Here is a 24,909-nt window from a genome sequence, read left to right as displayed (position 1 = left end):
TTTAAGGTGGTATGCGGTGGCATCGGTGTTATATGCTTGGAGGAAAAATTAGCAGTGATACGAGAAATGGATATCTCAGATTACCCGCAAGTAATTGAGTTATGGTCAGAAACTGAAGCAATGTTGTTGAGAGATGCTGACTCCAAAGAAAACATAGGCAAGTACTTGGAGCGCAATCCCAACCTAAGTTTTGTCGCACTAGATGGTGACAATGTAGTGGGTGCAATATTGGTCGGCACAGATGGTCGCAGGGGTTATGTCCAACATTTAGCGGTAAATTCAAATTGTCGTGGTCAAGGTATTGGTGCAAAGCTCATATCGTCAGCAATGGAAGCTTTATCAAAAGTAGGCATAGCCAAAACGCATCTATTCGTTGCAAATGAAAACATTAATGCACAGTCTTTCTACGAAAAATTAGGCTGGTTTTCTCGCGACGAGGTTCGTATGTTTTCTTTCAACTCTTCTAACAGTGGCAATGTTTAGTACGCCCATACAAGCGTTTAACGTTTCAAGATACTTTATCTAATCTCAGATAAGCGCGTTAGAGTCATTAATCTAACGCGTTAATGTCCAAAAGCGAGTTCATTGTTGCGTAGGCTATCTGTGCGTAGGCTATCACTGTGCTCGAATAATCTTTTGATATACGGCTTAAACTTTGATACTGCTGAGATGAATTGATACTCTAAAAACTCAGATATCTTGCTTAAGGTCAGAGCGGGGCCATATTGCAAAACAGCTTTAGTCATTAATCAGCAGATGAATACTAGAGAAGTACTAGATCAATTTGCCCGCACAACATTCAAAGCGGGTTGCGCTGTTCAATGTGAATGGAATTATGCCCAATTTGTGATAGACAATGGTATGAATAACATTCGTGCGGTTGTTGATACAGAAGAGGGGCTCATTATGCTGTGTTGCCGCTATTCTCAATACATCGATATCGGAGATGAGTTACTTAAATAGTTTGCTGACGAGCACGGTTTTTCAACGAAGAGGTTGGAATGCTAGGCTGCACGAAAGTACATCGCTATTACTCTTTAATATCGCCTAACGCCAAAGCAGCTTACGATTCTGGCTCACCGTTTTTGGCTCTCGGTGTTGGTGGTGTTACCCTAAATTGAGTCAGTCAATAACTGACTGACCCTTGTTCGTGAATATGTCACAAGTGAACACAAAGTACTTATTAAACTGTGTAGTTAGCACCAAGCCGATTGATTACTTCGACATGTCCACCAAATTTCCTAATGCTCAGTGCATCGACTGCGATTCCGCTGGCTACCTGGAGTAGGTCTAGGTTCTTACCCTGTCTACTATAATCATCCAATAATTGCTTCTTTAGACTTAAATCAAACTCAAATCGATCCCTAGGCTCGCCGAAGCAATCTTCATCAAGAACAACAAGATATTGCGAATAACAGCCAAATTGAGATGAGTAAAGCTCGAGCAGTTCGTGAACGCTGTCAGCGTCCTCGGTTAGAAAGGTATATTTATTGTTTTTGACATCAAAGTCGGTGATAGCTAGTACATTCAATAATTTAACTAAAAGAATGTTACAGACGACTTCTGGAGCCTTGATATAAGCTGAAGCGTAGTTTGGTCTCTTGTCGGTAATGCAAACGTTAGAGTTTGAGTCCATGGCTAAATAGGCGATTTTCGTTGCTCCACTGATGTCAAACTTGATCATACTTACCGTACTCCTGTGCTTGTTATCTTAGGTTGATTTCTATATTTGAACTTCTTTCAGACACGACTGCGCCACCGCTGTTAAGCAGTGTTGAATAAATGTCTGAGTTTGATAGCTGAGTGGTTCATCATGTCTCCAATTTGCCAATAAAAATACAATCCACACTTACTCGACGAATCGAGCATTTAGTTATTAGTATTTTTATTGACAGTCGGATACACGAATCAATGGAAAGGTATATCTGAACACCAAAGCGTAATCTTTGGATGGGATTAATTTAGTCAGTAAGATTTCATCGACAAGGCATAATGAGCAAAAAATCCATAAATGTGATCTAGATCTCCAAATTGTGGGTAATAATTCTAAAGCTGTTCAAGCCACTATCAATTTGATAAAGAGGGGGCCACTTTCTCCATTTATATATAAATATCAAAAAGTGGCTAAACCAAAGCTGCGCTTTGAAGGGAGTCGATTTCTTCATGAGCACAGCTCATGGGAGCCTAGGAAAATAGTGTCAGCAAATGACAGGCTAAGGTGCCAGCCTGTCATCCATATTAGATTGACTTTGATATGAGTTCAGCTTTCAGTAAACCACCCTTGGTGAGTAACTTTGGTGAGAAGTTTGGATTTCTGCGCTGTTTGTATGCCGTGAGTATTTTTTGCAGACCGCTGGCTTCCAGAAGAGATATATTTACCTCGGTATCCATGTCTGCCGCATCGATAAAGTCTTTAGAGAACTCTGGTGCAACGATCAGTACCTGAGCAACTCGATGGCCATTTTGTTCGCAGCGCTTTGCGTAAGCTTTTACTTGTCTTGAAGTTGTAGAGTATTTGGCATATTGACCATTTTTAAATGACTTAGCTTCGCCAATGATGACGTCATCGTTATCTAGAGATATGATGATGTCTGCTTTATCCTTGGCGGTGTTTATGTCCTTTCGTAAGTCCTCGTCAACATTCATTCCAAGCTGCTCTAGAATTGAACGAGTAATTTCTTCGAATTTCACACCAATATCAGACTCTTTTATATCTATGCCTGCTCCATGTAAACCTTTCAGGTCGCGTGTCGCGAGCAGATTGTAATTTTCAATTAATCGGTCATTGGCACTGGCAAAAGATTCTATGATCTGACTGCGAGGGTTCCCTCTCCTAGACAGCCCCATATCATTTCTGATGGTCTTAATTTCATCGTTTGTATAAAGATACAAAATATCGAGTGGGGTAATACTTAGTGCTTTCAGCCTTTCTGGGTCGAGAGTTTCTTTGTTTTCTATTTCAAAGTCTGTTCGAATGCGTTCTTCAACGTTAAGATCTGAGCTTGATAGTGACTCCAGAAGTTCTTTAAAGCCACTGACACTTAGGGCATTAAACTCATCCTCTTCAGAATTTTTAAGATGTTCGATCAAAACATCTATGCGGTCATGAAGTCGAGTGCCAATTCTGGGTATGTCGAGATCCATTTCATCAATCAGTTGCTTGATTCGTTCTTTTCTCTGATTTTGTGTTGCGTTGTCTGAATGAATGTCATTTAGCAGAATATTTCTGATTGAAAGTCCTGAGTGAGCGATGGTGGTGATTTTTTCTTTTCGGTCAACACCTCTAGTTTTGCAGCCATGATTTTTTAAGATGCTAGAGAGTTCCGCATCAGATAAAGAGCGAAGAATTCTAAGTACATATTTGTCGTGAATTTCTTTACCTAGCACCTCATGTAGGATATCTACAACCTCGTCAGCGACCATGACCTCTGAACGTCGGCGATTGATCATGATAATGCCGTTTTCCCTTAGATATTCGAGGGCGTCATCTATTCCAAGCTGTGGTATTGGATCGATTGAGTGTTCAATGGCATTAACCTCTTCTCTAGACAGACCTAGTCGTTGTGCAAGAACATTGAGTATGCTTCGCTCGTCTTCAGAAATCTTGGCTGTCCTATTTGATTTGAGGTCGTTCTCGAAGGCGGTTTTCATGCAATTGCGATAGATATCGAGTCGGTTTAGTCTATCAAAATCACCGAACTCACTGGTGGTAAGCTCTGCTAGAAGTTCCTGGCTCAATGTATCTATCTCTGCATATTCTTTGGCATAAAGACTCTCAATCCACGGTATGGTAGAGATACAGTTCCCATCCCTAGCTAAGATATTTATCAGTAGTGATGCCTGAGGGCCACCCGTCGCTACTTGTTCTACTACATGCTTTTTGAAGTGCTTTCTGACTAGATTGAATAGCTCTTTGATCTCATTGCCAGAGGCCGCTTTAAGCTGACCATCTATTTTATCCAATTGCTTGACCAACTCGGTGTCACTCTTGTTGTCTTGGCATAGCTTGTCTATGCAGTTGATGAACTTTGAGCGTTCAAATTGATTTGTATGATTTAAAACTTGGGTTAGTTTCATAGCGCGTCCAGCATTTAAACAAAATAGATAGCTTTGAATGTTAACGGTTTACACGACTGAGATGTGATTTTTGAGGCAAGAGTGACGATTATGTCACTGGTTTTATATTGGTTGTGTTTGGAAGTTTGAAGTCAGTCTTACAGAATAGGCCACTTTCGCCATTTATATATAAATATCCAAAAGTGGCTAAACCAAAGCTGCGCTTTGAAGAGAGTCGATTGTTTCATGAACGCAGTTCATGGGGTACTTCTTAGTAATTCTTAGCGAGTTTAAGAATTCTTAATACCAGTAAGAAACACGATACGATATGGTGATTATGATCACAGATTTTTTAGTAGATAGAAAAAATCTGTACAAATCACTACTCAAATTGAAATTTATTTCTATGTTTCAATACCATCAAGGCCGCGGTGTTAATGAGACATTTACGGTCTTATCTTAGTTGTTCTTTCTTGAGGATATAATCATGTTGATAAGCCAGGATCAACAAATAGGTTCGCGAAGCCTCAGTGAGTTACTTGATCATGTCGCTGACGTCATTCGTCGAAGTGTTCCTGGTCGGCATTGGGTTACTGCTGACGTTACCAGCGTGAATCGAAATCGTTCTGGTAATGTGTATTTGCAGTTAGCAGATAACGGTGATGGAGGGTCGGAGTCGCAAGCGCGTGCGGTTATTTGGTCAAATAGAACCTCTATTATTGATGCGTTTGAAAAGAGTACTCAAATGACCTTTACAGAAGGTTTGAGCATGCTTTGTTTAGTCGAAGTTCAGTTTCATACCAAGTATGGTCTCAACTTGACCATCGTCGATATCAATCCAAGCTACACGATTGGGGCATTTGAGCTAAAGTTACAGTCGATCCGCAACTGGCTAGCCGATAAAAGAGAAGCAGAGTTAAATCTACGCTTGATAACGCCTACGGAGTTTACAAGGGTTGCCGTCATTGCTCCGCAAAATGCCGCTGGGTTAAGTGACTTTCGCAGTGTGGCGCACTTGCTTGAACAGCACGACCTATGTCAGTTCGACTATTTCTACGCATCCTTTCAAGGAGAGGCGAGGGTAAGAACCATTGAGATGGCCTTTACTGAACTGGTTCAAAATGAACATGTGTATGATGCAGTGTGTGTTATTCGAGGCGGTGGTGATAAGGCTGGGCTTAACGAACTCAGCGAACCGAAACTGGCACGATTGGTTTGCCGTTGCCCATACCCTGTTTTCACAGGGATTGGGCACAGCACGGATTCTGTGATCCTCGATGAATTCGCTAATAAAGCCTTTGCGACGCCTACCAAGGTCATTGATCACATCAAACATAGCATAATCCAAAACCCGCAGTCTGTTAGTGCGAGTTATTCAACGCTTCAAAACATAGCGAAGTCGATATGTGAACAACAGCGTCAATCAATTACACACCAGAAAGAACGCATTGGTGCAGGACAGAGTGCCACATTAAGTTATTGGCGTAGTCAGGTTGAAGAGTTTGGTCAGCGGCTGTTTGAGCGAGCGCACAACCGAGTGAGAGAAAATGGAGACTCGGTAAATCGACAGTTCCAACATCTGAGTGCCAACGCAAACCAGAAACTAAATTCTTCACGTATGGGGCTTAATCGCCTCCAAGAGCAAGTGTATCACCAATCAAAAGGCGCGTTGAGTCGTGCCAAATCTGCCGCCCTTTCGGAGCAGCAGATTATGAAACAATCGAGTGTCGCTGTACTGATGCTGGCGAAGCAAAATGCTTTATCGGACTACAGGGACTTAAAGCAGTTAGCAGAACATCTGGTTCACAACCATAAACGAGACACTCGTCAACTTTGGCTCAACCTGAGCCAGTCTTCCAAAACCGCGATACATATTGCCAGTAATCAGACGGTTGCAGCCTCAAACTCATTGGTGATGTATGCGCGTATGCATGTACAGGGCCAGAAAAATCAGATCCAACAAGACAAGAATGTCCTCTTTGTAAACGCCAATAGGGCTTTGTCTATTCACCAAGATTTAGTCCGAAATGACAAGCGATTAATTGAGGCCTATGACCCTCAAAGAGCTTTAGAGCGAGGCTACGCACTGATGTGTGATGATGAAGGCCACGTAATTAAAAGCACTCAACAACTTGTAAATAATCAACAGTATACAGTCCAATTGCATGATGGCAGTGCGACGGTAACCAAACACTCTTTCCAGAAGGATGCGAAGAATGAACCAACAAACTAGCAGTTACATGGATAATTACTCACAGCTTAAATCAGCAGCAGAGGAGCTTTCTCAGCAAAACGTTCCAGATGTTGATCGCATCATCCCACTTGTAAAACAGGGAACAGAAGCCTACCAGCACTGCATGAGCCGTATTCAGCAAGTAGAAAAAATGCTGCAAGAGATAGAGCAGCAGGCGAGCTCTAGCCAGTAAAATGTAAACATACAGAGGTAAAGGCTACTAATGTCTTTACCTCTAATCAAAAATGGGAGTGCCATTGGGCTCTGATTGACGCAATCCTCGAATTATTTTTAAAGGCCTCCAGTATCTAATCCGCCAAGCACAGTCTTACAAGACCATTCTGAATTTCAATTCAACTGTAGACTGAGAAGCTGTGACTACACAATAAAAATTGATCTACATCAAGTAAATGTAATTTAATTTTATCGCATCCATTCGAACCAACTTTCACAAATATTGACTCAACTTGGTCGTAACTATCTGAATAATAGTGATTTTTACTGATTTTTTACTATTATAAATAATAATCTGTAATTCAATTATTATTTATAATATTTTCAATAAAATCAATGGCTTGAAGTGTTTGTTTCTTTAAGGTTACTATTTGTGTCGAAGGCAAAAACAATAATAAGAATACAACTATCACAACAATATAAAGGCTTTTTGCAATGACAAAATCAAACACAGAGATCCGTAACTTGAAGGAAGAGCTCGAGAAAGCGCAATCAAGATCGCGAGCCAGAAATCTAACGCTGGATAATTTTTACGAGAAGGTAAGTACGCTACAACAGAATTTGGATGACGTACTGTACAAGCATGATCAGCGAGGCATCGAGGCTAGTATTACAGTCTATACCAAGGTCGCTAGTGCCTATAATGGTGTGCCACAGGCCACATTCGTCGATTTAGTTCGGAACACTAAAGGCTGGAAATTGGTGGGCGTTCGTCGTGATACGGGGATTCCAGCAGATATCCAGATCCACAATCTAGATAAGTACAAGGAGCAAATTGCTTACAAAATCACTCGTGATAAACACAGGATAGTTTGTCCTGACATACAGGATTAATTAACAAAGCCCTATTCGTAGGGCATCAATTCAAAAGTTAAGGGGAATGCAACACTATGATTAATAGATAAAAAGGAACAATAATGATTCTCAATATAATAAAAAGAAACCGCAAATATTTCGCCGCAGAAACGGCAAGTAAACACAAATGTAAACTGCTTATTGATTCGAATTCTGAAAACTTAGAGCTTGGTGAACACTGCCTCGCAGTAGAAGATATCTCTGTACGATCTAAGTACGGAACCGACTTAATTTATAAACTTAGCGCTAGTGCGGAGGCTCAAGCAGAGCAGGGCATAGTGTCGCTCAAGTCAGATTACAACTCTCTGCTAGTCGAGGAATGCCATCGGTTAGATGGCGCATGGGACAAAGAGTAAAACGCATGGATATTTCCTGGTTTTGTCTCTGATGAGGTAGAAGAGTTGGACGAAATCTACAATAGCGCACCCATAACGGTAGAGATCACTGCAATCGAAGAAATTCGCGAATACGGCAAAGGCATTGAGTTTCTAGGTCGTCCACTTTGTAGAGCTTTTGGGCGTGATTCAGGTGCTCGTATTGATAACGATATTGCGCTCATATCTGGATATGCTACTTCGGGTGGTTCCAATAAGAATTGGGCGACTATCCTCAACGAAGACTCAGTCCTTCGTCTACAAGTACCTTCCGCGATCCTTGAGATACATCGAGACGATCGGTTTGACGTCAAGATAACCAAATAGACATATAAATTACTGGAAGCTGGCTGCATATAAGCAGTGCGGCTGGCTTCTCACACCACTAATAACTAAAAATAAAGGTAAATAAAATGAATAAACAGAAAATTACGCTAATCCGTGGTATCCCAGGTTCTGGCAAAACAACGATAGCTCACGAAATGGATGCGGCGCTTGTTGAAGCTGACCAGTTCTTCGTTAATAAAGATGGTGAATACCACCATGATCGCCGTTTTATCAAGGATGCGCATGAGTGGTGCCAAATGGAGATGAAGCGTTTGTTACTTGCTGGGAATGACGTTGTAGTTGCAAATACGTTTATCAAAAAGTGGGAAATTGTAGGCTATTTGAAGGCTGTCCAATCCCTAGGGTTGGATCTAGACATAGAAGTGCTAGAAGCGAAAGGTGAGTATGCAAACGTACATGGTGTTCCCGAAGACATTGTTTGCAGGATGAAGCGCCAATATGAACCATTTGCCTTAGAAGCCACAAAGTGCACTAAGCGCGCTAATGTTTCAGTAGTGATGTAAGGAACCACATGAAAACTATTGACTATTTTTACAATAAGCATATCCGCGCTGCTAGAAGTGCATCAAGAGGGCTTGCGGGGCTAGAACGGGCTAAAGCCATTTATCATTATTTTGAAGACGAAACCATCCATCCTCATGCTTGGTATACCTACCGAGAGGAAATGATGAATCGCTCTTCAGACCATCAGTTCCCAATTGACCTAATGAAGGAAATGGCGATGTTGACAGCGACTAACGAATACTTCGACTTGGATAGCCAAGATAACACGAACTAAAAGTATGAGCGGCTGCAATAGGGGGTAGCCGCTCATGACCAAAAGGAAAAAACCATGATAAATCTAATCAATACAAAAACTAACCAGACTCTAAAGATCTTTGAAGCAAAAGTAATAACCGACTTAGGCGTGATGGCCAAGGGATTGACTGAATTTGGATTTCAAGATGCAGTTAGCTTAGGAATGAAGCACTTCGTCTCGACGATTGATGGAATTTTGCAAGAAGGACTATTACTTGCCAGTGTCAGTCGGGTCAGTGACAAAGAACTCATTGAATATATGACTTCGAACGGAGATGACTGGGATCGTCATGAGGTCGATAACATCGTTCAGTTCCCTAGCTGATTACTTTTAGAACGAGTTTAGCCGTTAAGCTTCTAGAGGCCACTTTCTCTATTTATATACAAAAGAGTAAAAGTGGCCTCTTCTTTAGCCAAAGCTGCGCTTTGAACCAGTCGATTCATTCATGGGCGTAAGCCCATGGGATTCTAATCATTTCAATTTTCATTAAACTTAATACGCATACAGTGGCATTTGACTGATGGCTTGGATACTATGTTCTTGTATTGAAGAAGGAAATGATACATGGGAAGTCGTAAAATTGCCGTTCTGATTGATTCAGAGAACACGCCACATTCTAAATTGAGCTCTATCATCGAAGAGCTCTCAAGCTACGGACAAATCATCGTCAAGCGTGCATACGGTGACTTTTCGACTGAGCAACTCAAAAACTGGAAACAACCCCTCAATGAGCTTGCTATTCAAGCGAAGCAGCAATTTGCATACACAACAGGCAAAAACTCCACTGACGCGCTAATGATTATTGATGCTATGGATCTCCTTTACAGCCAACGGTTCGATGCTTTTGCGCTTATCTCAAGTGATAGTGATTTCACTAGCCTTGCAACAAGGCTGAGGGAGTCTGAAATGTTTGTGATAGGTGTCGGTAAGGCAATGACTCCAGCTTCGTTTAAAAATGCCTGTGATGATTTTGTCGCCATTGAAAACCTCAACGGAGATAAGCCACAGGAAGAGTCCCCGCAACCTCCTCAACAATCCACTCAAATCAATGGGGTAGAGAAAGAAATTTGGCAACTAATGCATCGCGCATGGCAAAACTATCGTGATGAATCTGGCTGGGCCAAACTAGGTGAAGTAGGGCAGTACCTTAAACGTTTAAAGCCAGATTTTGACCCGCGCAATTATGGCCTAAAGAAATTGTCGGACTTTTTCGACAAATTCCCTAATCGCTACTCTACACGTCAATCAAAGCAATCTGGTTTGGAATTTAGACTCGTGACCAAAGGCAGTAAGCAGTGAGAGCTACGTGATCGTGCTCACGGGAGCTGTAGCTCTGCAAGAAGGACTTTTAATTGCCAGCGACAGTCGGGTCTAAAGAACTCATTGAATATATGACATCGAACGGGGACGGCTGGGAGATTTATGAGGTCGACAACATTATTCAGTTCCCTGACTGACAATTTTAGAACCACTATCGCCGCTGAATTTCTACAGACCACTTTCTCTATTTATATATAAGAATAAAAGTGGCTTTTCCTTAAGCCAAAGCTGTGCTCTGAACGAGTCGATTGATTCATGGGCGTTAGCCCATGGAAACCTTGCTCATTTAACGTCATTAAATCTAATACGCATGCAGTGGCATTTGACTGGTGACTCGGATACTATGTCCTTGTATAGAAGAAGGAAATTGTACATGGGGAGTCGTAAAATTGCTGTTCTCATTGATTCTGATAACACGCCACGTTCTAAATTGAGTTCTTTCATCGAAGAGCTGCTAAGCTGCGGGCAAATCATCGTCAAGCGTGCATATGGCGATTTTTCGACTGAGTAACTTCAACCAAGGTTGTAAACATGCAAGACAAACATTTTGTTGATCTACTTAGAAAGCACTTACCAGAGTCAGAGCATAGATCGCTCGACAATATAGAGCGACAACTCTCAGAGCAGAATGCACTGGTTAATGTTGTCGTATTTGGCTCATACAATGCAGGTAAAAGCTCATTATTAAACTCACTGACAAATCATATCGAAAACGAATATTTTCCGACCGCTGATGTCCCTCAAACACGAGTGAATAAAACGTTTGAAACGGGCAACGTCTGTTTTATTGATACACCAGGACTTGATGTTAACGATGATGACACTCAGCAAGCTGAAATGGGGTCATTAAAAGGGGATATCGTTATTTTTGTTCATAAGTTAACGTCAGGCTCCCTTCAACAGCACGATTTAGATGCGATGAAATCGGTATATCAACAACATGGCGATTCAAACAGTGTGCTTTTCGTTGTGACAGCATGTGAAGGCACAAAACCTGACGACGACATTATCAAAGAGCTAGAATATCAAGTCGCTGCGCACTTATCTCCTGATATCAGCCTTTCACTGGTTTCAACTACGCTGTACAAACGTGGAGTCATGGAGAGCAAGCCTAAATTTGTCGAGTACAGCAATGTAGAGCAACTAAAACAAGAACTGAATAAAATGATTTCGTCGGTGACAGCTTCTTTGGACGTTAAGCGGACGAAAAAGCTTCATAGTCAATATGAAAGCTATCTTGGTGTAATCAAAGCACGAAGAGTGTTGCTAGAAAAAGAAAAACAACAGTACGCAGAACGAGAGAAGAAGTTCGTTGCAGCGGTGCAAAAGATTAAACAAGACATCAGCAAACAGTTAAAACAAATTCAAGCATTATAAATAAAGGCGGTAGTTATGTGGTGGTTAGCAGTCCCTGCTGTAGCAATTGTTGGTAAAGCGATTTATGACGCAGTAACAGAGGATGACTCTTCCTCTTCGTCGAGTTCTTCATCTAACTATGATGCGCAAAAAAAGAAAGAGCAGCAAAAAGCCGAACAAGAAGCAAAACAGTTAGCAAAGCGACAACAAAAGCAGCGATTAATTCGTCAGCTGTCTGAATATGGTACGAAACACTTTGGTGTTATTCGTGAAGAGTATCTCAAGACAGATACCAAGTTTTTAATCAAAAATATGATGAAACTAGAACAAATGACCGAGCGTCGTGTACACGATGTAGATTCAGCGCTAGTGTCCCTCAGAGCTGTGGCAGGTTCACCTGTTTCGTTAAAAAAAGAGTACGATAGCTCCAAGTTTGAGCATAACTTGTTGCGTGAGTTATCTATGCTAGAACAAGAACTAACTGACCGCCTAATTAAATAAAGCATAATAATGAACTTAGAAGCCCATCAACGTTTTTATAGTAAAACTTCAGCACTAGCTACTGAGCTAAAAGCCATTGAGAACCAGACGAAACAACAAGAGCAAGAGCTTATCAGAAAGATTCATCATGTTGTTTCGACTGTTAAAGCGGTTTCTCAGCTTAATGCTACTAACAACCCAGTAGAGAAGTTTATTCAGGTTAACTTTGAACAAATTCATGCTCATATGGCTATGTGGGAGAAGAAGGTCAATAGCTATCAGACTAACCTGGAGTTTCGAAAGGACTTCGGAGACTCGTTACTAGTATTTGTTTACGGCAAGGTAAAAGCGGGTAAAAGCTCGCTTGGTAATTTCATTGCGACAGGGCAATCTGACCCGACACCAGAGTGGTTAGAGTCCCTCGATGAAAAGCTACATAAGCCGCAGTTTTTTAAAGAGGCGCAAAATACCGAGTTTGGAGAAGTCATCGATTACAGCAAAGGCTTTGCTGTTGGCACTTCAGAAACCACCAGCTGTATTCAGGGCTTTCGAACTCCAGGCTTTACTTGGGTCGACTCCCCTGGGTTGCACTCTATCAATGGTGCAAATGGGGATCTTGCTAAACAATACTCAGATAGTGCCGACCTGATTGTTTATCCATGTAATAGCGCCCAGCCTGGCCGTCGAAGTGACTTCGAAGAATTGCGCAAGCTTATCTTAGCTAAGAAGCGCATCATGGTTCTGATTACACGGTGCAGTGAAGAGGAAGTCGTCGATTTCGATGAAGAAGGAGTGCCTATTACTGAGTTGGTAATGAAATCTGATAAGAACAGAGCAGACCAAGAACAGTACTTAAAACAGGAGCTGGACTTGCTGTGTGATGATCTAGGTGAATACATAGACACTTCGGCGCTGAGTATTTCAGTCCATTATGCGCAACATTATGGAAACTCTGCGGAAGCAATGAAACATTCTGGTATGCAAAACTTCTTTGACAATTTGAGTGCGCTTATTGAGTCGGAAGGTATTGAGTTAAAGAAGCAGGTGCCACAAAAAAACTTACACGCGTTGTACAGCTTATTGGTATCAGAGGATTCTGAATTGAGCGTCGCAAAGATTGATGAACAAGTTTCGACTGCGCTGAATGCGATAGAGAAAAGCGTCGCTGCACTAAAGTTTGACACCAAGAAAGTTCAAGCAGAAATTGCGTTCGAATTCTCCTTTATGCTTGATGAGCTTGTTGATAAACACGCCGCAACTAAAGATACCAAAGCACTTAACCAAGAATTCAGCACATTTATAGATAACTTGATTAGCGAGCGCTACGATCCTGTTTTAGACAAGCATTGCAGCGAGGCTCTCGGGAACTTAAAAGGGTTAACCACTGCCATTGCCGAACAGGGCGGTATTGCTTTTGAAGATGTAGAACGAGAAATAGAGATTAACTACACCAAAAAATACCAAGCTGCTGGCTCAGGTATAGGTGCTGTCGTTGGAGGCGCAATTGGCTTTTTTGCTGGAGGCCCTGTTGGGATGTCTATCGGAGCAACAGCAGGTAGCATGGTCGGGGGAGAAGCAGCGAAGCTCGTTGATGCTAAAGGCGAAGAAAAGGTTGTTGTTGGAGACAATAGGGAGCAGGTTAAAGCTTCACTATATGAGCGCGGAGAATCTTTAATTGCAGGTAAGTTGTCCCAGTTAGAAACGGCTGCGCTTAATCAGGTTTTTACCCCTATAAAGAAATCGTTTACCCATATCAGCGATGAAACGAGTAACTTAAAACAATTTATAAGTGAGCAACATAATGTTTGAGCAATTTGAAAAAATTAGAGTGGTGTTTGAAGACCGAAAGCCGCTGCTAAAATCATATATTGATGATCAAACTGTCGAATCTTTTGCGTCTAACTTGCTAGAACGTATGGAGAATGGCCGTCCAGTAGTGATGGTTTACGGTGTATATAATGCAGGTAAGAGTACGCTAATTAATGCGCTCGTAGGGAAAGAAGTTGCGGAGTACGCAGATATTCCTAAAACAGCACTTGTCTCTAGCTACAAAGTAGGTGATGTCGAGATCCTTGATACTCCAGGAATTGACGCCCCTATTGAACATGAAGAAGTCAGTCGTGATCAGCTATTACGATCAGATGCGGTTATTTTTGTACTGAGTAGTGGTGGTGTTGTCGATGAAGAGCAGACTTATATTGAAATAAAGAAGATTCTTGAAGTAGGTAAGCCACTAATTATTGTAATCAACAATAAAACCAACCAAAAAGACGGCGATCTTGACCTACTTGCGATAAAAGACCAGTTTAAACAGAATATTTATAAGTACTGCGGGACTGATGAGTTCTTGCTTGAAAAGCTAGATAGAGTAGAAGATTACCTTGTTAACGCTAAGCTTGGTATGCGCGGCAAGATAGAAGACAAGCCTAAAATGGTAGAGTTTAGCCAAGTACCAAAACTTGAGAAAGCCGTTAGTCGTCTTTTTGATCGCACAGATAGCGTCCAAATTGCAAAGACACTTAGTTACGAGTTGAATGAGCTTCTTGAATCGGGAAAAGAAGCTGCGGCTTTGAAAGTAGATAATGCTGAGCTGGAAAGGCTAGCCGCTTGGATTACAATGGCTAATGATCTTAAAGACGTATTAGAAGATAAAGTCAAAACAAAAGCACTTAAAGGTAAACCAGCACTCTCGGATACAATTATGAACTTGGTGCTTGCAGAAAGACCTCAAGAGGCTAACGAACATGTAGAAGCTTGGTACCAAGAAAATATCGAATATTATCAACATCAGCTATCGAGAACCCTAAAGCAACTAGATATGGAGGCTGGAGAGCTAGTCAAAATTTTTGCCAACTCGCCTGCTATGTCTGAATACTTTACTAGCACATCTAATGAGGCAGAGAAGAATGATGGCGATGGTATTATTTCGCTTCTGTCTGGCTTTGCAGATATAGGAATAAAAGGTAAAGACTTTGTTGTGGATGATATAGCGAAGGAGGGGATTATGTTTGCTCTAAAAAAAGGTAAATCTCTCGCTCCTGAACTATTTAGAGGGATTGGGCAAAAGACAATGGAAAAAATGGCAAGCAAGGTTGTACCATTCGTTGGCCCTGCCATAGATCTACTAAGTGCAGCATACAGTTTCTATAGAGGTCAAAAAGAAGCTGAACGCCAAATGCAGCAAGAGCGGCAGAGAGTTGAAACAATCAAAACCAATACCAACAAGCTGGTAGATGAACTTTTAGAAAGTCTGAATGAGGTTCTCGAAGAGAACATAGTAGATACATTTATGCCGATTATTAGGCCTCTAGAAACCAATCTAGAGCTTCTATCTCAGCAACATGGTGGTGTTGAATCTGATATTCGTGCATTTAGCAGGAGCCAAGAGGCATTAAAAAGTATTCGCTAAGCTAAGGTAACGATTAGGTAAGGGTCTTATTTAACTGTCCTAATTCAGAGCTCTCTACTCATTGGAGTAGAGAGTTTTTTCATTTTATACATTTATAAGTGAACTTACGTGTTACGTAGTTCCAAGAGGGCATCCTCCTGAATTGTGTAAAGTCTTTATTTTAAAATACTTTGAGGAAAAACCTTCACACTGCCAAAAATCAACAGGTTAGTTTAACTACAGTTGATAACTGGCAAGTCTTGCCATTTAGTTGTGTAGTGGGGCGTTAACATCTCACGCCGCATGCCCCATTTCTGCGCTATTCCTTGTGCTCCCAGAAATAAGGTGTCAGAACCATAACGTTGGTTCAACGAATCATAAACAGACATGAGTTTTGGGTCGTTGGGCATGGGGTTAAATAGATCTGACTGCTCGTTCTTCCCATCAGTTAAATCCAACAACCCGACGCCAATTTTGTAAAAGCGAACATCTTCACAAAATAGTTCTTCTGCGAGTAAAGTGGCAGCTTTGGTGATCTGTGTGACATCTGAAGTAGCGTAGGCAAACCTATGTATCGCTCTACGCGTTACAGCCTTCTCATCGAAGGGGGAGCTATTGGCGAAGCATAACATCACTTTACACAAACTATTTTGCTGACGAGCCTTTGAAGAGGCTATATTCGCATGCTTTGCCAAAGCCTGGCGTAATGATTCCAAGTCGGTAATGCGCTGACCTGCGCTTCTCGTAGAATAGATTTGTTTTTTGTCTGCCCTTGATTGATCCCAAACTTTACATGGTTGGCCATTGAGTTCACGGATAGTGCGTTCGATTTCGACGTTAAACTCTTTACGAGCTAATGCTGGTGGATAGTCAGCGAGTTCTAAAGCTGTATTGATGCCCATAAACTTCAAACGAGCTTGTATTTTTTTACCTATGCCCCAGATGTCACCTGCACCGAGCTGCGACAGTATGGTTCTGCGCTCTTGCTCGCTATCGAGAACACAGACTCCGTTATACCCTTGTATTTTCTTAGCGGCATGGTTAGCGATTTTTGCTAGTGTAAGAGTTGGGCCAAAGCCAACACAAACGGGTAAGCGACATTCTCGCCACACAGCTCGTCTCAGCTTCATTCCATGCGTTTTCAAGCATGGAATGGCAGGGTAACAACGTTCGAATGATAGGAAAGATTCATCGATACTGTAGATGTGTTGCTCTGGAGCGAATCGACCAATTACTTGCATCATTTTGGACGATAGGTCGGCGTACAATTCGTAATTGGATGATAAGGAAATAACTCCTTTCTGCTCGCAAAGTGCTTTAACTTGAAAGAATGGTTTGAACTTCTCTATGCCCGCTTCTTTGGCTTGTCGATTTGCAGCCACTACGCACCCGTCGTTGTTAGAAAGAACAACTATGGGCTTACCTCGCCAGTCGGGACGGAAAACTTGCTCAGCACTACAATAAAATGAGTTCGCATCGACTAGGGCATACATCATTTTGTTCTCAGCAGGTGACTTGGTCTGTGACAACGTATCGATCGGATGACCACACCTTCTAACGAGAAAGAATCACATTCGGTAATCAGGGTTGGTTGATACTTATCGTTTGCTGAAAGCAATAACTTGCGATGAATATCAATCTGCTTACATATGAATTCACCATTAAGGTTCGCAACAACGACGTCATTCTGTTTTACATCGACGTGTCGATCTACGATAAGCAAATCTTGGTCAAATATACCTAACCCTTGCATGGAATCACCACATGCTCTTCCGATGAAAGTTGCACTCGGGTGCTCGACTAAAAGCTCATCGAGATCGAGAGATAGTTGACTGTACTCGGTAGCTGGCGACTCAAATCCAGTGATGCCAGCATGTGCGCTGATTGGGATAACTTTCATAAATGATACTGTATAAATAGACAGTATCATTTTGGTGTCAAAAAGTCATTTTGGCAAGTCGGTGTGAACTGTTTGCCTACTATCTCAGCAAATTTAATTTGGCGATTTGAAGGTTTGTTTCTATGTTTCTGATAATCGGAATTTTATGAGGACAAACGTTGTGATGGAATTAGATCAAAGGCGACTTATAGTGGTTAAGAACTTGCTTAATAAGCTCGAGTTTTACACTGATGAGGTGGTTGAAGAGGGGAATCGAAAAGGGTTGTGTATAGATATAAACGGCTGGCACCTTTACCCAGTATTTCAGTTTGATGAAAACATGGAATTACAAAATCGACTAAAGAGACGTCTCGATGATTTAAGAACAGGCCGAGATGACATTGATGTCCTGTACTGGCTATTTGCTGAGAAAACCGTGCTGATGTGCAAAGCGGTTGCGCCTTACCAGTTGGTAGAGAAAGCTTTGGGTAATGGTGATCTAAAAATTTACAATGCTTTAGTTTCGGCAGAAGCTAGCCAGAGTGAATATCTGACCGCTCGTCCTATTGATTTACTTGATAGAGACGAATTCGACGTATTTGTCGATGATTGGAAGATAGGAGACTATCGAATGATCCCAAGGAAAGAGGTTAAGGGCATTTCGGATTGATGAAGCTGAAGTAGAAAACATCAAGGCGTGACTTTGATGTTATGGGGTAGCTGCTGGCTCAGCCTGAGTTAATGTAATTACTCGGTGGTGGATGGTGCCATAGAAATTATAGTACTTTTGTTCATGTTTAACTGAAAAGAACTCCCATTCGGCTCTGACAACAGTTTCTTGTAACGAGAGGTCAAAGCCTGCTCGTTACAAATGTCTCAACATCATAGAATTGATCACCAAAAAGGAGTCAGACGACTCTTCTCTATCAAGAAATCAATTAACACTCTTACTCGTCGTGCTTTTTGGCTGTGTTGAGGATAAAAAAGATAGAACCCAGGGTAGGATATCCAATAAGTAGGAAGTACGGGTTGCAATCGTTTTTCATCGAATTTCTCTTTAACTAATGGGGCAATAATACGACCAATCCCCAACCCCTTTTCAGCTGCATCAACCACGGCGTAGGTGTCATTGACGATTAATGAGACTGGCATGTCAATCGTTATGGTCTCTTGGTTCTGCTGTAGTTTTAAAGGTCGCAATTCATTAGAGGTTGAAAAACGATATTGGATTAGACGGTGGTGATATAAATCACTCGGAGTGTTAGGGAGACCATATCGTTTGATGTAATCCTCTGAAGCAAACATTGCTTCTTGAGTAGTAGGCGTCAACTGACGAGCGACCATTTCTTGCTCAACTTTGTCACCAAAACGTATGCCAATATCATACCCCTCCTTAATGATGTTTAATGTCGCATCAGACACATTGATCTCAAGTTGAATATCGGGATAACGATGACAGAATTCAGCATAGATTGGCTGTAAAAAAAACTGAAATACGAAGCGGGGTAAAGTAATCCTGACCTTGCCTGAAGGTGCGTCTCCCAAATCTTTAATACTCTCTAATGCATAGTCTAAGTTAGTTATGGCTGACGTTGTTCGCTGCAGCAGTAGTCGCCCTGCTTCCGTCAACTCAACACGTCGCGTACTGCGCGTGAATAAGGGCAACCCCAAATGACCTTCTAATTGCTTTAGTGCGTAGCTTACCGACGGTGGCGCCATTTCCAGCTTACGTGCAGCACTTCGAATACTGCCTTCACTCGCTATGGTTTGAAATATTGTGAGTTGACTGTAAGTCGAGCCTTTCATACTGATATTCTGCTTATCTCTACTGTTAGATACAGACTAACAGTCTAATACATATTCTTGGTCTACAAAATACCAGCAACGAAACTTAGACTGAACTCGTTAGCAAATGGTTTAAGCGTTAGGAGATAGCAATGTATAAAGCATACGCAGCAAACGGTGCAGGCCAACCTCTTACAGCTGTTGAGCGAGAATTGCCTGAATTACAGCAAAATCAGGTTGTTATTGATGTTCAATACTGTGGTGTGTGCCACTCAGATTTAAGCATGCTTGATAATGAGTGGGGACTGAGTCAGTTTCCACTCGTACCAGGGCATGAAGTCGTTGGTAAAGTTTCAGCTGTTGGAGTTAAGGTTCACAACATTGAAGTAGGACAAACAGTTGGTTTAGGTTGGAATAGTGACTACTGTCATACCTGTTCTGATTGCATGTCTGGTGATCACAATCTTTGTGGTGATGCTGAGATCACGATGATGGGACGTGACGGAGGATTTGCAGAAAAAGTTGTCGCTGATGCATCTGCGGTTATGCCAATACCATCAAAACTCGATCCTAAAGCCGCAGGCCCACTATTATGTGCAGGAATTACCGTATTTAACCCTCTTGTTCAGTTCGATATTAAACCAACAGATAAAGTTGCAGTCATTGGTATTGGTGGCTTGGGGCATCTCGCAATCCAGTTTATGAAAGCATGGGGTTGTGAAGTCACCGCTTTTACCAGTTCTGAAGAAAAGAAAAAAGAAGCAATGGAATTCGGTGCCTCTGACACAATTAACTCCCGTGATCCCGAAGATATTGCCAAAGCAGCGAATCGTTTTGATTACATCATATCTACGGTAGGTGCAAAGCTTGATTGGAACTTATATATCTCAACACTGAAAGCGAAAGGTCGCTTACATTTTGTTGGTGCAACAACAGATCCTCTAGATATTTCAGTTATTCCAATGATTTTTGGTCAAAAAACGATCTCAGCGTCTCCTGTAGGTAGCCCCGTTAATATCAAAAGAATGCTTGATTTCGCTGCTCATCACGATATCAAGCCAGCTATCGAATTGTATAAATTTGATGATATCAATGAAGCGATCGAACGAGTGAAAAGTGGGAAGGCGCGTTACCGTGTCGTACTTGAACGCTAGTTAAACTATTGAGTAACTGAAGTTATTTGAGGAAATGAACATGACAAATCCAACACTTCCAAAAGGTCAATTATTTATTAACGGGCAATGGCGTGATGCTGCTGATGGTGCGACTTCACCGACATTTAATCCTGCCAATGAACTCGAAATCATGCGTGTCGCACAAGCCACATTAGACGATGTAGATGATGCTGTAGACTCAGCATACGACGCTTTTGAAAATGGTGAGTGGCGCAAAATGGGGCCACACCATAGAGCTCGAGTATTAAACAAAATCGGTGATTTAATTGAAGAGAATGCGGATGAACTTGCCGCTCTCGAGTCAATGGATATGGGAAAACCGTTGGCTTTCGCTCGTCATTTCGATATTCAGTTTATCGCTGACTTATTCCACTTCTATGCAGGTGTTGCAAGTGGTCAATTGGGTGGCGCTACGCGTCAAGTTACCCCTTCAGAAAGTGGGCATATGCCACTAGCGTATACTCGCAAAGAGCCACTAGGCGTTATTGCGGCAATTACGCCGTTTAACTTTCCGATGATTCTATCTTGTACCAAAATTGCACCAGCACTTGCCGCAGGTAATACTTTTGTTCACAAGCCAGCGTCTGCCACGCCATTGACGGCTCTTAGAATGGCTCAGCTTTTTAAAGATGCAGGATTACCTGATGGGACGTTTAATGTTGTGACAGGCTCTGGCCGTACAGTTGGAAATGCTCTAGTAGAGCATCCCAAAGTGAAGAAGATTGCATTCACTGGCTCAACAGAAGTAGGGAAAGGCATTCTTAAGCAAAGCGCAGAATCACTAAAGAAAGTGACCTTAGAGCTAGGCGGGAAGTCAGCACATCTTATTTTTGAAGATGCAGACATCAAACAAGCAGCGCAACATGCGTGCATTGCTGCTTTCTTCAATAAAGGTGAGTTCTGCATGGCAGGTACTCGTTTGTTAGTTCAGCGCAGTGTATATGATGAAGTTCTTGCAGAGCTAGTTGAAGCTACGAAAGGGCTTGTTATCGGTGACCCACTAGATATTGCGACTACATTTGGCCCACAAGTTGATGCTGCGGCTCGCGATAATTGCGCGAAATACGTTGATATTGCACTAGAAGATGGTGCTCGTTTGGTCATGGGTGGTAAACCGATGACTGTTGATGGCAAAGGATATTACTTTGAACCGACAATTCTTGCTGATGTAGATAACAAGTCTCGCGTTGCTCAAGAAGAAATTTTTGGGCCTGTACTGGCTGTGTCATACCATTTGACACAGAAGAAGAGGCCATTGCATTAGCCAACGATTCTGAATATGGATTGGCGGCAGGCGTTCAAACTCAAAACTTAGGTCGAGCACACCGTGTTGCTAACGCAATGGAAGCAGGAATGGTATGGATAAACACCTGGGGACAGTTCGATAGTGCTTTACCGTTTGGTGGATATAAAGCATCTGGTATTGGGCGTGAAATGGGCATTGAGGCTATGGAGTCTTATACACAAAACAAATCAATCTACGCTTCTATTGACTAAGCCAGTCAATTAACTATTAGCAGCTCAAGATGTTGTTTGAGCTGCTTTTTCTGTCTGTATAATGAAAAAGTTCGGAATAAGGCAAAAATATATGGTTGGTAAGAGTGAGTTAGAACATTTTTTTGAGACTGAGTTTCCTCAAGCGGACTTCCTGATAGAGCATGTTAGTGAAGAAAAAGTGGTCATCAAGAAGGTAATTAACAAACAACATGTTCGCCCTGGGAACACAATCTCAGGCCCAACATTGATGGAAGTTGCTGATGCTGCCCTTTATGTTGCTGTCTTATCTAAAAGTAATCTCTCAAAGATGGCTTTAACATCAGGTATTAATATTAACTTTTTGAGAAAACCAGAAGCAAGCCAAAACATTGTAGCTGAATGCAGCATTCTGAAGCTCAGCCCAAAAAGTGCATACGGTGAAGTATCGATATATTCGGAAGAGAGCAGAGTACTGGTTGCACGAGCAACGGGGACATATATCATCCCTAGCGTGCAGTAAGTTCAATTCGAGGGAGATTGTTTCGTATCAGATCTAAATCGAGATAGTTATTTCTGGCAGCTTGGACTCGATTTTGCTCCAAAGCGTGTTGTACTAAAAATCGAGTCACATTAAACGGGACTCGATTGTTGTAATTTAGAATGCCGTATGGTGGTTGCTAGTTAAGCCTTCAAAGGGCAAAACTCACTTGGCTTTTTTCCCTGTTTTAACGTTTCTTCCCCTTAACGCTTCAAAGATTGCTCTAACGCGAGATGTGGTGTTGGAAGTAGCGTTCTCTGAAAGCGGCGTCAATAAGCTTTCATTGCAATTACTGAAACGGGCTAAGCAGTCTTGTTCGAACTTTGACTGCTTCTCAAGCTTATCTAGGCCTCCAATCATTCGGCCCATGTCATACTTGTTATCCATAAACTGGGCAATCTCGTCATTTTGATACTTCTCTACATTGAAGCTTTTGCAGCCGTACCCCATATTCGCCAGTATTGATTCTAGACGAGCCAGAGCTTGTTGAATGTCTTCGGCTTCATCCGCTTTTAGTTCTAATCCTCTTGACTCAATAGTGCGACTGCCATCAACACGCTCTATCTGGCCAATGGTTTCACACAAATGGTGGATAGGGGACGCAAATTGATGGACGTTATCGCCGTTTTCGAGAGTAACAGTTCCTCGTTCAATGTTTGCCACGCGTTCGAGGTTTTCTTTGACTGCTAGTTTGAGATACACCTGAATTTTCTCGAAGTAGCTGTCTTTTAGAGACATGATGTGCGGTTGAAAGTGCTCTGTGGCGTATCTACGCTCTATGTCGTACTTTGAGTTTGGTATTTTAGTAGCGGTATCAAGTGGGATCTGGAAGATAACCTCAGATGAGACAACAGAGTCTCTATCAATAACAGTGCCTCTTACGGATATAGACTTACCATTATCACGTGGTAGACGCAATTGATACCATACCTTAATGTTTGCAGTATTTGCGTTTTCTTCTCTCATATCGGAAATGATTTTATTTGCTTCAATTACACTGAGCATAAGTTGTCCTTTTTATTATATTTATTAGTAAGGTTATTTAAATAGTAAATTCTTATTTTTATCTATGCAATAAAAAGTTATTTGACATATTTTTATTATTGAATATGAATTCGTAGATGTTTTTATTCTTTGATTGTTAAATTAATGATTACTCTGTATTAGTTTGTTTGGTAATTGATTTATTGATATTTGAAAAATAATTTTAGTCAACTTATTATTCTGATTAGGAGCCATAGTAAGTTGACTAAAATTAGTCAGCTAGAGCTTACTTTTTAAGGTTAGATCTAGCCCTTGCTCCTTGCACATCTCTAAGTAGCGTTCGATATGTCCGCTTGCGTTTGCATCTTGTATAGCATTTAGAATTTGGGGGATGGTGTGGATGGTATGTAGTCCGTTATCGCGCCTTAAATGGAAGTCTTGTTGCTCTTTGTAGTCTCCCAGATGGCTTTCTGCATCAATAGAAGGGGAACCAAAGCCCAACATATGCAGCAATGATTCAATGAACTCAATCAATAGCTCTGCCAGATGTTGATTGACCAATGCAGAGTATTCATCACGAGTCATTTTGGGAGAATTGAACCAAGATTTGCTGTAGCGTTCCTTATGCCATTTTTGATTGATTCTTACCCTGAAAACAAAGCCATGAAGCTTGGGATCGTATTCCCTCGAACCACCCTCGTTGTATAGTTGAAGGTAAGTGCGGAGGCGTGAGTACTTGAGAGCTTTATTGATTTTTGTGAAGTCTTTGGCTCTGAAGCGAAGCACCACATTACAGTGGCGGTCATCATGACTCAGAAGATGACCGTGCTCATTCTCTATCGTCTGGATTGGGTCTTTGACAATGGCATAAGCACGCTTAGATTCAAGAATATTTAACTGTTTAAGGCTTTGACTGTCACTTTCGGTCATTGTAAATCGATCGTTATTCAGCAGGTTTTTTAGGGAATATGCGTTGCCGTGTCCCATCTTTGAAGAAGGAAAGTACAAGGCTGGCCTGTTAGTCTTGTTTCGTGATTTATTGGGCTTACTCAAACGATAGGACATCCCGTTGGGTAGCTTGTCTGTTTGAGATTTGTAACTAAGCCTAACTTGAACACCAACAGCTTCTAGTTGCTCGACGAAAATTGGAAGAGTCGGCGTGACATCTAGTAGTCTGTTTTGCTCAAGTACAAAGTCTAATTTGCGTCGTATTTGGGCTTTATCACCGCCTTTAGTTTTCTTTTTAGGAGCGATGTTAATGGGCTTTAATTTTTTGCTCTCATCAATTTCATTAAGCATATTGTCTGGATTGACAACACTTCTAAGGCCGAACTCCTCTTCAATTTCTCGCATGACTTTCGTGGCTTTAGGGTGGTTTTGCCATTCGTTAACGACTTTCTTTGTTTTGACATCGATGGCTCCGCAGTTGATGTGGATATGGCTATGGTCAGTGTCATTGTGAATAAACACAACATATTTTGTGTTTTGAAGTCCCATCCTACGCATATACTTCTTCACGAGCTTGCGCCATTGTTTATGGCTAAGCTGCTCGCCTTTCTGAAGAGATATCATTCGGTGGCTGGTGGGTTTCTGCATTCCAGTCTTGCTTTTATAATTTGCTATCTCACG

At 41.7% G+C, this 24,909-nt stretch carries 27 protein-coding genes; 20 read left to right on the top strand and 7 right to left on the bottom strand.

The window, feature by feature from the left end; genetic code table 11:
* The first annotated feature begins 66 nt into the window (after nt 1-66).
* Nucleotides 67-483, top strand: a complete 417-nt coding sequence (locus R7P74_RS21265; protein ID WP_238952801.1) for a GNAT family N-acetyltransferase — start codon at nt 67-69, stop codon at nt 481-483.
* Between the two features lie 700 nt (nt 484-1,183).
* On the opposite strand, the gene R7P74_RS21260 is transcribed toward R7P74_RS21265, so the two are convergent.
* Complete coding sequence (locus R7P74_RS21260; RefSeq protein ID WP_238952640.1) at nt 1,184-1,684, bottom strand: hypothetical protein; 501 nt, start codon at nt 1,682-1,684, stop codon at nt 1,184-1,186.
* A 554-nt stretch (nt 1,685-2,238) separates the two neighbouring features.
* Nucleotides 2,239-3,963 (bottom strand): hypothetical protein, encoded by a 1,725-nt coding sequence (locus R7P74_RS21255; RefSeq protein WP_318123166.1) that lies wholly within the window; start codon nt 3,961-3,963, stop codon nt 2,239-2,241.
* Nucleotides 3,964-4,543: 580 nt separating this feature from the next.
* On the opposite strand from R7P74_RS21255, the gene xseA reads away from it, so the two are divergent.
* The 14 genes from xseA to R7P74_RS21185 all read left to right on the top strand — a co-directional run bounded on the left by xseA (nt 4,544) and on the right by R7P74_RS21185 (nt 15,464).
* Nucleotides 4,544-6,289 carry an exodeoxyribonuclease VII large subunit gene (xseA, locus tag R7P74_RS21250; protein ID WP_318123164.1) on the top strand — a complete coding sequence of 582 codons (1,746 nt, stop codon included), beginning with the start codon at nt 4,544-4,546 and terminating at the stop codon, nt 6,287-6,289.
* A complete protein-coding gene (xseB, locus tag R7P74_RS21245) occupies nt 6,273-6,482 on the top strand; it encodes an exodeoxyribonuclease VII small subunit (RefSeq protein WP_065274469.1) in 210 nt (69 codons plus the stop codon). The genes xseA and xseB overlap by 17 nt, the downstream gene beginning before the upstream one ends.
* Nucleotides 6,483-6,958: 476 nt before the next feature.
* Entirely contained in the window at nt 6,959-7,357 is a 399-nt protein-coding gene (locus R7P74_RS21240) for a hypothetical protein (protein WP_065274470.1), read from the top strand.
* A gap of 83 nt (nt 7,358-7,440) precedes the next feature.
* Nucleotides 7,441-7,734: a hypothetical protein gene (locus R7P74_RS21235; protein ID WP_238952642.1), complete on the top strand. Its 294-nt coding sequence runs from the start codon at nt 7,441-7,443 to the stop codon at nt 7,732-7,734.
* Between the two features lie 45 nt (nt 7,735-7,779).
* Nucleotides 7,780-8,079 carry a hypothetical protein gene (locus R7P74_RS21230; protein WP_237289076.1) on the top strand — a complete coding sequence of 100 codons (300 nt, stop codon included), beginning with the start codon at nt 7,780-7,782 and terminating at the stop codon, nt 8,077-8,079.
* A gap of 86 nt (nt 8,080-8,165) precedes the next feature.
* The gene (locus R7P74_RS21225; RefSeq protein WP_065274471.1) at nt 8,166-8,603 is read left to right on the top strand and encodes an AAA family ATPase; all 438 of its coding nucleotides are present in this window, start codon (nt 8,166-8,168) and stop codon (nt 8,601-8,603) included.
* Nucleotides 8,604-8,611: 8 nt separating this feature from the next.
* Entirely contained in the window at nt 8,612-8,878 is a 267-nt protein-coding gene (locus R7P74_RS21220; RefSeq protein ID WP_065274472.1) for a hypothetical protein, read from the top strand.
* A gap of 54 nt (nt 8,879-8,932) precedes the next feature.
* Nucleotides 8,933-9,223: a hypothetical protein gene (locus R7P74_RS21215; protein WP_258474503.1), complete on the top strand. Its 291-nt coding sequence runs from the start codon at nt 8,933-8,935 to the stop codon at nt 9,221-9,223.
* 240 nt (nt 9,224-9,463) lie between these two features.
* Nucleotides 9,464-10,198 carry an NYN domain-containing protein gene (locus R7P74_RS21210; RefSeq protein ID WP_029788674.1) on the top strand — a complete coding sequence of 245 codons (735 nt, stop codon included), beginning with the start codon at nt 9,464-9,466 and terminating at the stop codon, nt 10,196-10,198.
* Nucleotides 10,199-10,592: 394 nt separating this feature from the next.
* On the top strand, nt 10,593-10,730 hold the full coding sequence (locus tag R7P74_RS21205; protein ID WP_258474504.1) for an NYN domain-containing protein: 138 nt from the start codon (nt 10,593-10,595) through the stop codon (nt 10,728-10,730).
* 20 nt (nt 10,731-10,750) lie between these two features.
* Nucleotides 10,751-11,596: a GTPase gene (locus R7P74_RS21200; RefSeq protein WP_258474505.1), complete on the top strand. Its 846-nt coding sequence runs from the start codon at nt 10,751-10,753 to the stop codon at nt 11,594-11,596.
* Between the two features lie 15 nt (nt 11,597-11,611).
* Nucleotides 11,612-12,076 (top strand): hypothetical protein, encoded by a 465-nt coding sequence (locus tag R7P74_RS21195; RefSeq protein WP_140050326.1) that lies wholly within the window; start codon nt 11,612-11,614, stop codon nt 12,074-12,076.
* A gap of 9 nt (nt 12,077-12,085) precedes the next feature.
* On the top strand, nt 12,086-13,864 hold the full coding sequence (locus tag R7P74_RS21190; RefSeq protein WP_318123159.1) for a dynamin family protein: 1,779 nt from the start codon (nt 12,086-12,088) through the stop codon (nt 13,862-13,864).
* Nucleotides 13,857-15,464 carry a GTPase gene (locus tag R7P74_RS21185; protein ID WP_318123157.1) on the top strand — a complete coding sequence of 536 codons (1,608 nt, stop codon included), beginning with the start codon at nt 13,857-13,859 and terminating at the stop codon, nt 15,462-15,464. The genes R7P74_RS21190 and R7P74_RS21185 overlap by 8 nt, the downstream gene beginning before the upstream one ends.
* A 212-nt stretch (nt 15,465-15,676) precedes the next feature.
* Here the strand turns inward: R7P74_RS21185 and R7P74_RS21180 are convergent, their stop codons facing one another.
* Nucleotides 15,677-16,936, bottom strand: coding sequence for a Y-family DNA polymerase (locus R7P74_RS21180; protein ID WP_258474513.1), 1,260 nt, complete (start codon nt 16,934-16,936; stop codon nt 15,677-15,679).
* On the bottom strand, nt 16,936-17,343 hold the full coding sequence (locus tag R7P74_RS21175; RefSeq protein ID WP_029788667.1) for a LexA family protein: 408 nt from the start codon (nt 17,341-17,343) through the stop codon (nt 16,936-16,938). Before R7P74_RS21175 ends, R7P74_RS21180 begins: the two co-directional genes overlap by 1 nt.
* Nucleotides 17,344-17,503: 160 nt before the next feature.
* On the opposite strand from R7P74_RS21175, the gene R7P74_RS21170 reads away from it, so the two are divergent.
* Nucleotides 17,504-17,992 (top strand): hypothetical protein, encoded by a 489-nt coding sequence (locus R7P74_RS21170; protein ID WP_318123155.1) that lies wholly within the window; start codon nt 17,504-17,506, stop codon nt 17,990-17,992.
* 224 nt (nt 17,993-18,216) lie between these two features.
* On the opposite strand, the gene R7P74_RS21165 is transcribed toward R7P74_RS21170, so the two are convergent.
* Nucleotides 18,217-19,128, bottom strand: coding sequence for a LysR family transcriptional regulator (locus R7P74_RS21165; protein ID WP_140271335.1), 912 nt, complete (start codon nt 19,126-19,128; stop codon nt 18,217-18,219).
* Nucleotides 19,129-19,259: 131 nt separating this feature from the next.
* Here R7P74_RS21165 and ahr point away from each other — a divergent pair, with 131 nt between their 5' ends.
* The 4 genes from ahr (at nt 19,260) to R7P74_RS21145 (ending at nt 22,278) form a co-directional block, all read left to right on the top strand.
* A complete protein-coding gene (gene ahr, locus R7P74_RS21160; protein WP_258474509.1) occupies nt 19,260-20,261 on the top strand; it encodes an NADPH-dependent aldehyde reductase Ahr in 1,002 nt (333 codons plus the stop codon).
* A gap of 40 nt (nt 20,262-20,301) precedes the next feature.
* Nucleotides 20,302-21,546 carry an aldehyde dehydrogenase family protein gene (locus R7P74_RS21155; RefSeq protein WP_318123152.1) on the top strand — a complete coding sequence of 415 codons (1,245 nt, stop codon included), beginning with the start codon at nt 20,302-20,304 and terminating at the stop codon, nt 21,544-21,546.
* Nucleotides 21,547-21,566: 20 nt separating this feature from the next.
* On the top strand, nt 21,567-21,779 hold the full coding sequence (locus R7P74_RS21150) for an aldehyde dehydrogenase family protein (protein ID WP_443293133.1): 213 nt from the start codon (nt 21,567-21,569) through the stop codon (nt 21,777-21,779).
* Nucleotides 21,780-21,870: 91 nt separating this feature from the next.
* Nucleotides 21,871-22,278: a PaaI family thioesterase gene (locus R7P74_RS21145; RefSeq protein WP_140049448.1), complete on the top strand. Its 408-nt coding sequence runs from the start codon at nt 21,871-21,873 to the stop codon at nt 22,276-22,278.
* A 183-nt stretch (nt 22,279-22,461) separates the two neighbouring features.
* Here R7P74_RS21145 and R7P74_RS21140 read toward each other — a convergent pair whose 3' ends face one another.
* Nucleotides 22,462-23,301, bottom strand: coding sequence for a hypothetical protein (locus R7P74_RS21140; RefSeq protein ID WP_258458546.1), 840 nt, complete (start codon nt 23,299-23,301; stop codon nt 22,462-22,464).
* A gap of 258 nt (nt 23,302-23,559) precedes the next feature.
* Nucleotides 23,560-24,909, bottom strand: a 1,350-nt coding sequence (locus R7P74_RS21135) for a relaxase/mobilization nuclease domain-containing protein (protein ID WP_318123151.1), incomplete at its 5' end; no start/stop codon positions are given.

The organism is Vibrio sp. 2033 (assembly GCF_033339735.1).
Note: the sequence above shows the minus strand (reverse complement) of the source record. Positions and strands in the feature narration are given on the sequence as shown.